The sequence below is a fragment of the uncultured Streptomyces sp. genome, assembly GCF_947488945.1.
GTDB lineage: Bacteria > Actinomycetota > Actinomycetes > Streptomycetales > Streptomycetaceae > Streptomyces.
On record NZ_CANLBS010000023.1, the window covers coordinates 101,017 to 113,206 of the forward strand.

Consider the following 12,190-nt stretch of genomic DNA (forward strand, 5'->3'; position numbering starts at 1 on the left):
GGCGGCAGCCCCGGATGAGCACCGGGCCTCCACGCTCCGGGGCCCGCCGGATGCGGTCAAAGGCACACGAAAACCGCCCAACGGCGCTGTGCCGTCGGGCGGTTCCGGTCAGATCGTTACGTTCGGTGGCGGGCTCGTCCCGGTCCGGTTCCGTTCAGGACTCCGTCTCGCCGCGCCCTCTCGCTCACTTGAGCGCGCCCGCGGTGAGCCCGGCCACCACCTGACGCTGGAAGACGATGTAGGCGGCCAGCACCGGCAGCATGGCGATCACCAGGCCGGCGAAGAGGCCGGAGTAGTCGCCCTTGTACCCCTGGCTGGTGGAGAGCTCCACCAGGCCCTGGGCCAGCACCCGCTTCTCCGGATCGGTGTTGAGCACCGTCGGCAGCATGTACTGGTTCCACTGCCCCAGGAAGTTGAAGATGCCGACGCTGATCAGGCCCGGCTTCGCCATCGGCAGCATCACCTGGAAGAACGTCCGGGTGTGCGAGGCCCCGTCGATGAGCGCCGCCTCCGCCACCGACGTCGGCAGCGTCCGGAAGAACGAGGTCAGGAAGAACACGGTGAACGGCAGCGAGTACGCGATGTACACGAAGATCAGGCCGTGGATCGTGTTCAGCAGCCCCATGTTGTCCATGACGTAGAACAACGGGACCAGCGCCAGCATGATCGGGAAACTCATGCCGCCGACGAACAGGAAGTAGATGAACCGGTTGCCGGTGAACTCGAAGCGGGCCAGCACGTAGGCCGCCATCGAGCCGAGCACCAGGGTGCCCACCAGCGAACCGCCCACCACGATCACGGTGTTGAAGAAGTACTCGCTCATGTGGGCCTGGCTCCAGGCCCGGCCCCAGGCGTCGAAGCTGAGGCTGTCGGGCAGCGCCCAGGGGGTGTTGAAGATGGCCTTGTCCGTCTTGAAGGCGGACATGACGGCCCACAGCAGCGGCAGGATCACCAGGATCGCCCAGATGACCAGGACGCCGTGCGAGAAGACGTTGAGGACGTGGCCCTCGCTGCTCTTCGCCTTGACGGCCGGGGGCCGTCCGGAGGTCTTGGCGATCCGGGGGCCGGGGACGCCGGCGTCGGTGCCCGCCGGGGGCGGGGTGTCGGTCTTCATCAGTACTCCAGCCGCTCGCGCCGGCCCAGCTTCATCACGACGGCGGCGAACGCCAGCGTCACGAGGAGCAGGGCGACGCCGATCGTGGTCGCGTAGCCGGCCTGTCCGTCGCGGAACGCCGCCTGGTAGACGTACAGCGGCAGGACGGTGGTCGAGTAGTCGGGCCCGCCGGGGCCGACGCTCATGATGTGCACGATGGCGAAGCCCTCGGCCCCCAGCGCCAGGATGCCCATGTACACCCAGCCGGACTGCACGGTGTCCCACAGCAGGGGCAGCGTGATCCGGAAGAAGGTGGTGATCCGGCTGGCGCCGTCCAGCAGGGCGGCCTCGTAGAAGTCCTTGGGAATGGAGGCCATTCCGGCGGAGAACAGCACCACGAAGAAGCCGGTCGTGCACCAGACGAGCACCGCCATGATGCACCAGAGGGCGAGTTCCGGATCGCCCAGCCAGTTCGGCAGGTGCTCGAATCCGAGTTCCCGCAGCGAGCCGTTGATCATTCCCTGCGCGGGGTCGAACGCGAACTGGAAGAGAATGGCGACGATCGCGATCGACAGCACCTGCGGGAAGAAGTAGGCGATCTTGTAGAAGCCCGAACCGCGGACTCCCCCGATGGCGGCGCCCTTTCGGCGCCGCCCGCCCACATTGAGCATGAAGGCGAAGAAGAGCGCGAGGCCCAGCGTCACCAGCGGCAGCAGAAGCGCGAGCAGCACACTGTGCCACAACGACTTCCAGAAGACGTCGTCGTGGAACATCTTGGTGTAGTTGTCGAAGCCGACCATTTCGAAGTCGGGGCTCAGACCGGTCCAGTCCGTGAACGAGTAGTAGATGGACTGGATGAACGGCCAGACGACGAATATGACGTACAACGTCATCGGGACCACCAGGAACCCGATGATGAAGCGGTACTTACCGTGTTGCATCGTTACCGACTCCGACCTCTCTGCCGTGCAGCCGCTGGTGACGCGTGGATCACTGGTGCTTGAAGTGCTTGATGGACTGGTCCTTCGCTGCGGCGTCGGCGAAGGCCTGGATCTTCTTGATCGTCTCGGCCGGGGTCGCCCGGCCCGCCATCATCTCGCCGAGGCCCGAGACGCCGATCTGCTCCTTCTGGAGCTTGACGTACCAGTCCTGGAGGCGCGGGTTGACGACGTTGGTGCCGGCCTTCTCCAGCGCGGCCACACCGGACTTGAGGCCCGGGGACAGCTCGATGCCGTCGGTGCCGCCGTTGAAGGCGGAGAGCGACTTCGTGGAGGAGGTGAAGGACTTCGAGGAAGCCTCGCTCAGCATGATGCGCAGCTGCTCCATGCCGCCCGCCGTGTTCTTGGCGTTGGCGGGGACGATGAACGGCTCGCCGCCGGACGCCCAGATGGTGCCGAACGGCATCTTGTCGGAGGAGTCCAGGCCGGAGGGGGCGCCGACCGCGAGGTTGAAGTCCGCCGGGATGACGGAGGCTTCCTCGTTCTCGACCCAGGAGCCGTTCGGGATGAAGAGCGCCTTGCCGTTGGCCCACGCGCCCTGCGAACCGCGGTGGTCCAGGCCCGGAGTGCCCTCCAGGACGTAGCCCTTCTTGTACAGCTCGTAGTACGCCTCGAAGGCCGCCTTGACCGCGGGGTGCTCCCACGCCTTCGGCTCCAGGTTGTCGATGGCGTCGAGGACCTCGACGCCGCCGATCTTGGCGATGAAGGGGTAGAGCGAGAACGGCAGGTAGTACGGGTACTTGCCGGCGTAGGTCCAGCCGGCGATGCCCTTCTTCTTCGCCTTCGCGCAGAGCGCGAGCATCTCGTCCCAGGTCTCCGGGTACGCGGCGTCGAGCTTGTCCAGGGCGGTCTGCGAGTACCAGACGCCGTAGACCGTGTACGCGTAGTACATGATCCAGACCGGGTCGCCGTCGAACTGGCCCATCTCGACGATGCCGGGGCGCAGGGTGTCGCGCACGGTCTTGGCCGGGTCGTCGATCGACGGGGCGTCGAGCAGCGGGGTCAGGTCGGCGAGCTGCTTCTTGCCGACCAGGACGCCCATGTCCATCTGCTGGGCACCGGAGTTGTCGATCAGGTCCGGCGGGGTGCCGCCGTTGAAGCGCGGCTGCAGGACCGACTGGATCTTCTGCGTCTTGGAGAACTTGACCTTCGCCTTCGGGAAGTTCTTCTCGTAGACGGCCTTGGCGTCCTCGGCGTACTTGGTGCCGAACCCGCCGTCGAAGATGACGAGTTCGAGCGGTGCGCTGTCGTTGACGGCCAGCGGGTTCTCCGCGGACTTGGTGCCCTTGGCCGCCTTGTCCTCGGAACCGCTGTCGCCGCTCGCGCAGGCCGACAGGAAGCTCATGGTCGGAACCGTGATCAGACCGAGTGCGGCGGACCGCTTGATCAGGTTGCGCCGGCCGAGGCCGTCATTCTTGTGGGCGGAGGTGGATCCCATGCTCAAGTCCTCACCTTCATCAGGACTCAGGCGGTGTACCGGTCGCCCGTGAAGAATTCGCCTCAGGCGAAGGGCCCCGCCACCGCGGTCGGTTGCGCTTGGGTGCTGCTTACACCGGATTTCGCGCCCGGACCGGACGCGGAGGCGACGGACCGCGAAGTCGCCGAACGGCGCCCCCCGACCTCGCTCCCCGGTCCTTCCCGAACGCGCAGCCACGGATCGGGCTGTGCGGACGCCGACAGGTATAGTCCACTCCTCGCCAACTGAGCAAGATCAAAAGCGGGTTCGAGCGGGCATCTTTCCCGAGTTGAGACCTCGGGGACGATTCGGCACCGCATGCCCGGAGCCGGACGGTGACTTTTCCCGAATGCGCGCGATTGACCGGACACCTCTTTCGTAACACCCTTGACACACCGCACCAGTTGCCTCCCTACTGGTCTCCGCATCCCGTTTTGACAACGTTGTCCAACCATCTCCGGGGAGGAATGGCTCGGTATGCAGCCCCCACATGATCTTCATCTCCGGCCCCGCAGGGGCCGCAGACGCGCCGTCACCGTGGTCACCGCGGCGCTCGTCCTGATCGGCGCCGGCCCCTCGCTCGCCGCCCCGCAGGGCGCGCCCCAACGGCCCTCGTCGGAGCGGACGTTCCACTCGTCCTTCGAGACGGACGAGAGGCAGCCGGACTGGCTCGACACGGTGGAGACCGGACCGGACGGCAAGGACCTCTCGCAGGGCGTCGACGGTGGCTTCGCCGACGGCATCCCGGGCAACGTCACCGACCGGGTGACCGGCCTGCGCGCCAGCGACGAGAACACCGGCGGCGGCGAGGTGAAGGAGAACCTCGTCGACGTGGCCTCCGGCACCAAGTGGCTGGCCTTCGCGCCCACCGGCTGGGTCGAGTTCGACCTGAGCGAGGCCGTGGCGGTGAAGACCTACGCCCTCACCTCCGCCAACGACCACGCCGAGCGCGACCCCGAGGACTGGACCCTGAAGGGGTCGGCCGACGGCACGGACTGGACCACGCTCGACACCCGGACCGGACAGACCTTCGGCGAGCGCCTCCAGACCCGCTCGTTCGATCTCGCGGAGCCCGCGGCGTACGCGCACTTCCGGCTGGAGTTCACCAGGAACCACGGAGCCACGGACGCCCTCCAGCTCGCGGACGTCCAGTTCTCGAACGGCGACACCTCCGCCCCGGCCCCCGAGCAGATGCGCAGCCGGCCCGACCGCGGACCGTCCGGGTCGCCGACCGCCAAGTCCGGCGCGGGCTTCACCGGTACCAGGGCGCTGCGCTACGCGGGCACCCACGACCCGAAGGGCCGGGCGTACGCGTACAACAAGGTCTTCGACGTCGACACCGAGATCACCCGGTCCACCGAACTGTCGTACCTGGTGTATCCGCAGATGACGGAGACCGACCTGGCCTACCCGGCGACGCACGTCGCGGTGGACCTCGCCTTCACCGACGGCACCTACCTCAGCGGGCTCGGCGCCACCGACAGCAACGGCGGCGCGCTGACCCCGCAGGGCCAGGCGGACGCCAAGCGGCTCTACGTCAACCAGTGGAACAAGGTCTCCTCGTCCATCGGCGCGGTCGCCGCCGGCAAGACGGTCGACCGCGTCCTGGTGGCGTACGACTCCCCCACCGGCCCCTCGAAGTTCCAGGGCTGGATCGACGATCTCTCGATCGCCCCGAAGGCGCCGGAGAAGCGCAAGGCGCACCTCTCGGACTACGCGCTGACGACCCGCGGCACCCACTCCAGCGGCGGCTTCTCGCGCGGCAACAACATCCCGGCCACCGCCGTCCCGCAGGGCTTCAACTTCTGGACGCCGGTCACCAACGCCGGGTCGACGAGCTGGCTGTACGACTACGCGCGCGGCAACAACGCGGACAACCTGCCCACCTTGCAGGCCTTCAGCGCCAGCCACGAGCCGAGCCCCTGGATGGGCGACCGGCAGACCTTCCAGCTCATGCCGTCCGTCGCCACCGGCACCCCGGACGCGTCGCGGACCGCGCGGGCGCTGCCCTTCCGCCACGAGAACGAGACGGCGAGGCCGCACTACTACGGCGTCACGTTCGAGAACGGCCTCAAGGCCGAGATGACCCCGTCCGACCACGCGGCCCGGATGCGGTTCACCTATCCCGGCGACGACGCAAGCATGGTCTTCGACAACGTCTCCGCCGACGGCGGGCTGACGCTGGACGCGGACACCTCCTCGTTCACCGGCTTCTCCGACGTGAAGAGCGGCGGCTCCACCGGCGCCACCCGGCTCTTCGTCTACGGCGTCTTCGACGCGCCCGTCACCGCGAGCGGCAAGCTCACCGGGGGCGGCGGCGGTGACGTCACCGGCTACTTCCGCTTCGACGCCGGCAAGGACAGGTCGGTCGGGCTGCGCCTGGCCACCTCGCTGATCAGCGTCGACCAGGCGAAGAAGAACCTGGCCATGGAGATCCCGGCCGCCGCCTCCTTCGGCACGGTGCAGAAGCGGGCCCAGCGGGCCTGGGACGGCATCCTCGGCAAGGTGGAGGTGGAGGGCGCCGACGCGGACCAGCTGACCACCCTCTACTCCAGCCTGTACCGGCTGTACCTGTACCCGAACTCCGGTTTCGAGCAGGTCGACGGCGTCAGCACCTACGCCAGCCCGTTCTCCGCGCAGACCGGCGAGGACACCCCGACCCACACCGGCGCGAAGCTGGTGAAGGGGAAGGTGTACGTCAACAACGGCTTCTGGGACACCTACCGGACGACGTGGCCCGCCTACTCGCTGCTCACCCCGGAGAAGGCCGGTGAAATGGTCGACGGCTTCGTCCAGCAGTACAAGGACGGCGGCTGGATCTCCCGCTGGTCCTCGCCCGGCTACGCGGACCTGATGACCGGCACCAGCTCCGACGTCGCGTTCGCCGACGCGTACGTCAAGGGCGTCGACTTCGACGCGGAGGCGGCCTACGACGCGGCGGTCAAGAACGCCACCGTCGCCCCGCCGTCCTCGGGCGTCGGGCGCAAGGGCATGGAGACCTCGGTCTTCACCGGGTACGCGGACACCTCGACCCACGAGGGACTGTCCTGGTCGCTGGAGGGCTACCTCAACGACTACGGCATCGGCCGCATGGGCCAGGCGCTCTACCAGAAGACCAAGAAGCAGCGGTACAAGGAGGAGTCGGAGTACTTCCTCAACCGCGCCCAGAACTACGTCACGCTCTTCGACGGCGGGGCGGGCTTCTTCCAGGGCAAGGACGCCGGGGGCGACTGGCGCGTCCCGTCGGCGAGTTACGACCCGCGGATCTGGGGCTACGACTACACCGAGACCAACGGCTGGGGCTACGCCTTCACCGCCCCGCAGGACAGCCGCGGCCTGGCCAACCTCTACGGCGGGCGGCAGGGCCTCGGGAAGAAGCTCGACACCTACTTCTCCACCCCCGAGACCGCCGCGCAGGAGTTCACCGGCTCCTACGGCGGAGTCATCCACGAGATGACCGAGGCCCGCGACGTGCGGATGGGGCAGTACGGCCACAGCAACCAGGTGGCCCACCACGCCACCTACATGTACGACGCGGCCGGGCAGCCGTACAAGACGCAGGAGAAGGTCCGCGAGGTGCTGGGCCGGCTCTACACCGGCAGCGAGATCGGGCAGGGTTACCACGGCGACGAGGACAACGGTGAGCAGTCGGCCTGGTACCTCTTCTCGTCGCTGGGCTTCTACCCGCTGGTGATGGGCAGCGGGGAGTACGCGATCGGCTCGCCGCTGTTCACCAAGGCCACCGTGCACCTGGAGAACGGCCGCACCCTGGTGGTGAAGGCCCCGGAGAACAGCGCGAAGAACATCTACGTGCAGGGGCTGAAGGTCAACGGCAAGAGGTGGACCTCCACCGCGCTGCCGCACGACCTGCTGGCCCGGGGCGGGGTGCTGGACTTCGACATGGGGCCGAAGCCCTCGAAGTGGGGCACCGGCGAGAACGCCGCTCCCGTCTCCCTCACGAAGGACGACGAGGTGCCGGACCCGCGGCACGACGTGCTGAAGGGTGCCGGAGCACTGTTCGACGACACCTCCGCCACCTCGGCCGAGGCGGGCGCCGTCGACCTGCCGGTGGGCACGGCGACCAAGGCCGCGCAGTACACCCTGACGTCGGCCGAGGCCGGTGGGGCGCCTGCCGCATGGGTGCTCCAAGGCTCTGCGGACGGCAAGAGCTGGCGGGACCTCGACAGGCGGTCCGGCCAGAGCTTCGCCTGGGGGCAGCAGACCCGCGCGTTCTCGGTGGCCCGGCCGGGCCGTTACGCGCACTACCGGCTGGTGCTCGACACGGCGGCCACCCTCGCGGAGGTGGAACTGATCTCCTGACCCGAACCGCCCGGAGCGCGCGACCGGGCGGTGCGGCAGGGCCGGCGGCCGGCACCCCGTGGCGGGGGTGCCGGCCGCCGGTGCGTGCGGCACCGCCCCGGACCGCTCAGGACTGCTGGAGGCTCTCCGGCAGGGCCAGGTTGAGCGCGGCGACGACCGGATAGCCGTGCTCGGTGGAGAGCAGGGTGACGGAGCCGGTGGCGAGCTGGAAGAGGCGGCCCTCGGCCGGGGTCAGCCCGAGATAGCGGGCGATGAAGACCCGCAGGAAGTGCGAGTGGGCGACCAGCGCGAGGTCGGCGCCGCCGAGCCCCTCGGCCGCCGAACGCACCCCGGCCAGCACCCGGTCGGCCCGCTCCCCGACCTCCCGGGGGCTCTCCCCCGGGTGGTCGTCGTCGCCCGGGTCCACGCCGTCGGTCCACAGGTTCCAGAACGGCCGGGTGCGGCGGATCTCCTTGGTGGTGATGCCCTCGTAGCCGCCGTAGTCCCACTCGTGCAGCTCCGGGGTGACACGGGGCGACCCCAGCCCGGCCAGCGCGGCGGTGCGCCGGGCGCGCACGGACGGGCTGACCAGGGTGAGCCCGATGTTCCGGTCGGCCAGCAGCGGGGCCAGCGAGCGGGCCTGCCGCTCCCCGGCCGCCGTCAGCGGAAGGTCGGTGTAGCTCGTGTGCTGCCCGGAGCGCGACCACTCGGTCTCGCCGTGCCGGATGAGGATCAGCTCGCCCATGGGGTTCCGTTCTCTGTACGGGTGGTGCGCGCGGGACGGATGCGGCCCCGCGGACCCAACGATCGCACCCCGGTCCGGCGGCCTCCCGGACGCGGTGCGGTGCGCGGGGCCGGGTCCGGACGAAACCCGTACGGCACCCGCGACCCCGTCACGTACCGTAAGGCCCTCACCCGATCGACTTCCCGTGGGGGGAACTGATGTCGGACGTCTTCGCTCCGCCGCCGCCGGACCAGCAGCCGCAACCGCCGGTCCCGCCGTGGCCGCAGGCCGCGGCCCCGTCCGCGCGCGGGGCGCGCACCGGGCTGGTGGCCACGCTGACGGCGGTCGGCGGGCTCCTGGTGATGGCCGCGGTGGGCACGGCCACCTACCGCTTGGCCGACTCCGTCCTGGACCCGGCGGACTTCACCTCCAGCTCGTCCTCCGAGGACCCCTACGGTGAGTACGACGAGTACGGCGAACCGTACGGGGACGAGTACGGGGACTCCTACGACGACCCGTACGGGGACGAGTACGAGGACCCCGAGGAGCTGCCGGACGTGCTGAAGGACGCCACCGGGGACGTCACCGTCACCTCCTGCGTCCGGGACTCCACGATCGGGTGGCAGTCGGCCGGGCTGAAGGTCGTCAACAGCACGGACGACGCGGTGGACTACACCGTGTTCGTCGACTTCCTCGACACGAAGGGCAAGGTGGTGGCACAGGGCGTCACCGGCGTGCTGGACGTCGCGCCGGGCGCGACGGCCACCGAGAAGGTCCAGGGGCTGGGCGAGGTCCCGGCCGGCACCACCTGCGAGGTCAGCGAGGTGGCGCGGACACCGGCCGCGCGGTGAGCGGCCCCCGGCGCCCCCGCGCGCAAACCCCCGCCCGCGGGTCCTGTCAGGTGGACGCGCGGGCGGGGGCCGGTGCGGGGGCGCCCGGCGGGGGCGCGGGCGTCAGCCGACGACGGTGACCGTGTACGGCCGGTCGGTGGCGGTCTGGACGCGGACGGCGCCGTCCTCGCGGATCACCTCGTAGACCGCGGCGGCTTCGCCGGTGAGGCCGGGGACGGTCACCGTGCGGGTGAAGTCGCCGGTGCCCTCGGGAGCGAACACACGCAGCTCCAGGCCGTCGAGCCAGTCGCCGTCCGGGCGCTCCTCGTCGGCGCCGAGCGCCAGCACCGCGCCCTGACGGACCAGCAGTGGCAGGCTGTCGAAGCCGTGGGTCTCGTCGCGCCAGACCGGTCCGGTGACCGTCTCGCCGGTGAGCAGGTGGGTCCAGGTGCCCTCGGGCACGTAGTACTCCACCCGCCCGTCGGCCGAGAAGACCGGGGCGACCAGCAGGTCCGGGCCGAGCAGGTACTGCCGGTCCAGCGGGCGGGCCGACGGGTCGCCGGGGAACTCCAGCAGCATCGGGCGCATCATCGGGACGCCGGTGCGGTGGGCCTCGACCGCCGCGCCGTAGAGGTACGGCATCAGGCGGTGCTTGAGGCGGGTGAACTGCCGGGCGACGTCGACCGCCTCGTCACCGAACTCCCACGGCACGCGGTAGGACGAGGAGCCGTGCAGGCGGCTGTGCGAGGAGAGCAGGCCGAAGGCGAGCCAGCGCTTGAAGACCGCCGGGTCGGGGGTGCCCTCGAAGCCGCCGATGTCGTGGCTCCAGAAGCCGAAGCCGGACAGCGAGAGCGACAGGCCGCCGCGCAGGGACTCGCCCATCGCCTCGAAGGAGGACCAGCAGTCGCCGCCCCAGTGGACCGGGTACTGCTGGCCGCCGGCGGTCGCCGAGCGGGCGAACAGGACTGCTTCGCCCGCGCCGCGCTCCTTCTCCAGGACCTCGAAGACGGCCTTGTTGTACAGGTGGGTGTAGTAGTTGTGCATCCGCTCGGTGTCGGAGCCGTCGTGCCACACCACGTCGGTGGGAATGCGCTCGCCGAAGTCGGTCTTGAAGCCGTCGACGCCCTGGTCGAGGAGGGCCTTGAGCTTGCCCTGGTACCAGGCGGTGGCCTCGGGGTTGGTGAAGTCGACCAGCGCCATGCCGGCCTGCCACTTGTCCCACTGCCAGACGTCGCCGTCCGGGGTCTCGACGAAGTAGCCCTTGCGCGCGCCCTCCTCGTACAGCGCGCCCTTCTGCGCGATGTAGGGGTTGATCCAGACGCAGATGCGCAGGCCCTTCTCCTTCAGCCGGGCGATCATGCCCACCGGGTCCGGGAAGACCTCCGGGTCCCACTCGAAGTCCGACCACTGGTACTCGCGCATCCAGAAGCAGTCGAAGTGGAAGACGGAGAGCGGGATGCCCCGCTCGGCCATGCCGTCGACGAAGGAGTTCACCGTCGCCTCGTCGTACGAGGTGGTGAAGGAGGTGGTCAGCCAGAGGCCGAAGGACCAGGCCGGCGGCAGCGCGGGGCGGCCGGTGAGGCCGGTGTAGCGGGTCAACACGTCCTTGGGCGTGGGACCGGCGACGACGAAGTACTCCATCGTCTGGTCCTCGACGCTGAACTGGACCTGGCCCACGGCCTCGGAGCCCACCTCGAAGGAGACCTTGCCGGGGTGGTTGACGAAGACGCCGTAGCCGCGCGAGGAGAGGTAGAACGGGACGTTCTTGTACGCCTGCTCGCTGCTGGTGCCGCCGTCCGCCTGCCACATGTCGACGACCTGGCCGTTCTTGACGAACGGGGTGAAGCGTTCGCCGAGGCCGTAGACCTGCTCGCCGACGCCGAGGGCGAGCTGCGCGAAGACGTGGTGGCCGCCGCCGTCGACGGTGGCGAACGCGGTGCCCTTGCGGCCGGCGGAGGTCAGCACCCGGCCGTCGGCGTCGAGGAACTCCAGGCCGAAGTCGCCCTTGGTCGGCAGGCGCAGGGTCAGCGGGCCGCTGGTCAGCTCCGCGGTGTCGCCGTCTCGGGCGGTGGTCGCGGAAGACGCGGCACCGGTGTGCCCGTCGGCGCCGGGGAGTTCGAAGTCCGGGCCCTTGCGGCGCTTGCCGGCGTGGTGGGTGACGCGGACCGCGATGACGCCCTCGGCCGGGGCGTGGGCCTCCACGGTGATCAGCGGAGCGTTCAGGGTGTCGCCGCGGCGCGTGACGCGCTGCACGGCCGCGTAGGCGGCGAGACGGTCGCCGCTCAGGCGGACGTCGCGGACTTCGGTGGCGTACGAGGCGTGCACTCCGTCGCGCAACTGCCAGAAGCCGTCGGTGAACTTCATGGGGGTGGTCCTTAGCCGATCAGAGGGCTGGGGAGCGGGACGTCGGGGCGGCTACGGCGAGCGCGGCGGGTCCTCTCGGTTTTGATCGTACACAAAACAAAATGTGACGGAGAAGGCAGCGCGGGGGCCGAATGAGCGGATTGTCCGCGTCACTCCTCGTTCACCTGCATCACACGGTGGCCATATTGGCGCGGTGTGGTCGACATGTCACGGAAACGGTCTAGAAACCGGAGCCGGGATGGAGTATTAGTACTGCAAGCAAACAAATTGGCCGGGCGGCAAAGAGGCTGTCCGGACCCGTCGACACAGAGGCTGCGTCATGCCGGACAACTTCGCCCCCACCGCCGCGGACAAGTTCACCTTCGGTCTGTGGACCGTGGGCTGGCGCGGGAACGACCCCTTCGGTGAGCCGACCCGGCCCGCGCT

Annotated in this window: 7 protein-coding genes; 2 read left to right on the plus strand and 5 right to left on the minus strand. The window is 69.5% G+C overall.

Annotated elements, in window-relative coordinates; genetic code table 11:
- Positions 1–184: 184 nt before the first annotated feature.
- Genes Q0994_RS28670 through ngcE form a run of 3 tightly spaced genes read right to left on the minus strand, consistent with a single transcriptional unit; the run spans position 185 to position 3,529 of the window.
- Positions 185–1,114 carry a carbohydrate ABC transporter permease gene (locus tag Q0994_RS28670; RefSeq protein WP_299540231.1) on the minus strand — a complete coding sequence of 310 codons (930 nt, stop codon included), beginning with the start codon at positions 1,112–1,114 and terminating at the stop codon, positions 185–187.
- The gene (locus Q0994_RS28675; protein WP_299540233.1) at positions 1,114–2,034 is read right to left on the minus strand and encodes a carbohydrate ABC transporter permease; all 921 of its coding nucleotides are present in this window, start codon (positions 2,032–2,034) and stop codon (positions 1,114–1,116) included. Before Q0994_RS28675 ends, Q0994_RS28670 begins: the two co-directional genes overlap by 1 nt.
- A 49-nt stretch (positions 2,035–2,083) precedes the next feature.
- Entirely contained in the window at positions 2,084–3,529 is a 1,446-nt protein-coding gene (ngcE, locus tag Q0994_RS28680) for an N-acetylglucosamine/diacetylchitobiose ABC transporter substrate-binding protein (protein WP_299540236.1), read from the minus strand.
- A 495-nt stretch (positions 3,530–4,024) separates the two neighbouring features.
- Here ngcE and Q0994_RS28685 point away from each other — a divergent pair, with 495 nt between their 5' ends.
- Complete coding sequence (locus Q0994_RS28685; protein ID WP_299540239.1) at positions 4,025–7,867, plus strand: GH92 family glycosyl hydrolase; 3,843 nt, start codon at positions 4,025–4,027, stop codon at positions 7,865–7,867.
- 106 nt (positions 7,868–7,973) lie between these two features.
- On the opposite strand, the gene Q0994_RS28690 is transcribed toward Q0994_RS28685, so the two are convergent.
- Positions 7,974–8,591 (minus strand): histidine phosphatase family protein, encoded by a 618-nt coding sequence (locus Q0994_RS28690; protein WP_299540241.1) that lies wholly within the window; start codon positions 8,589–8,591, stop codon positions 7,974–7,976.
- 197 nt (positions 8,592–8,788) lie between these two features.
- Between Q0994_RS28690 and Q0994_RS28695 the strand changes: the two genes are divergently transcribed.
- Entirely contained in the window at positions 8,789–9,421 is a 633-nt protein-coding gene (locus Q0994_RS28695; RefSeq protein WP_299540244.1) for a hypothetical protein, read from the plus strand.
- Positions 9,422–9,523: 102 nt separating this feature from the next.
- On the opposite strand, the gene yicI is transcribed toward Q0994_RS28695, so the two are convergent.
- Positions 9,524–11,764: an alpha-xylosidase gene (gene yicI, locus Q0994_RS28700; RefSeq protein WP_299540247.1), complete on the minus strand. Its 2,241-nt coding sequence runs from the start codon at positions 11,762–11,764 to the stop codon at positions 9,524–9,526.
- Between the last annotated feature and the right edge of the window lie 426 nt (positions 11,765–12,190).

Excerpts from the sequence above, each read along its gene's own strand:
- Q0994_RS28670 (WP_299540231.1), bottom strand. The coding sequence starts at position 1,114 with ATGAAGACCGACACCCCGCCCCCGGCGGGCACCGACGCCGGCGTCCCC.
- Q0994_RS28675 (WP_299540233.1), bottom strand. The coding sequence starts at position 2,034 with ATGCAACACGGTAAGTACCGCTTCATCATCGGGTTCCTGGTGGTCCCG.
- ngcE (WP_299540236.1), bottom strand. The coding sequence starts at position 3,529 with ATGGGATCCACCTCCGCCCACAAGAATGACGGCCTCGGCCGGCGCAAC.
- Q0994_RS28685 (WP_299540239.1), top strand. The coding sequence starts at position 4,025 with ATGCAGCCCCCACATGATCTTCATCTCCGGCCCCGCAGGGGCCGCAGA.
- Q0994_RS28690 (WP_299540241.1), bottom strand. The coding sequence starts at position 8,591 with ATGGGCGAGCTGATCCTCATCCGGCACGGCGAGACCGAGTGGTCGCGC.
- Q0994_RS28695 (WP_299540244.1), top strand. The coding sequence starts at position 8,789 with ATGTCGGACGTCTTCGCTCCGCCGCCGCCGGACCAGCAGCCGCAACCG.
- yicI (WP_299540247.1), bottom strand. The coding sequence starts at position 11,764 with ATGAAGTTCACCGACGGCTTCTGGCAGTTGCGCGACGGAGTGCACGCC.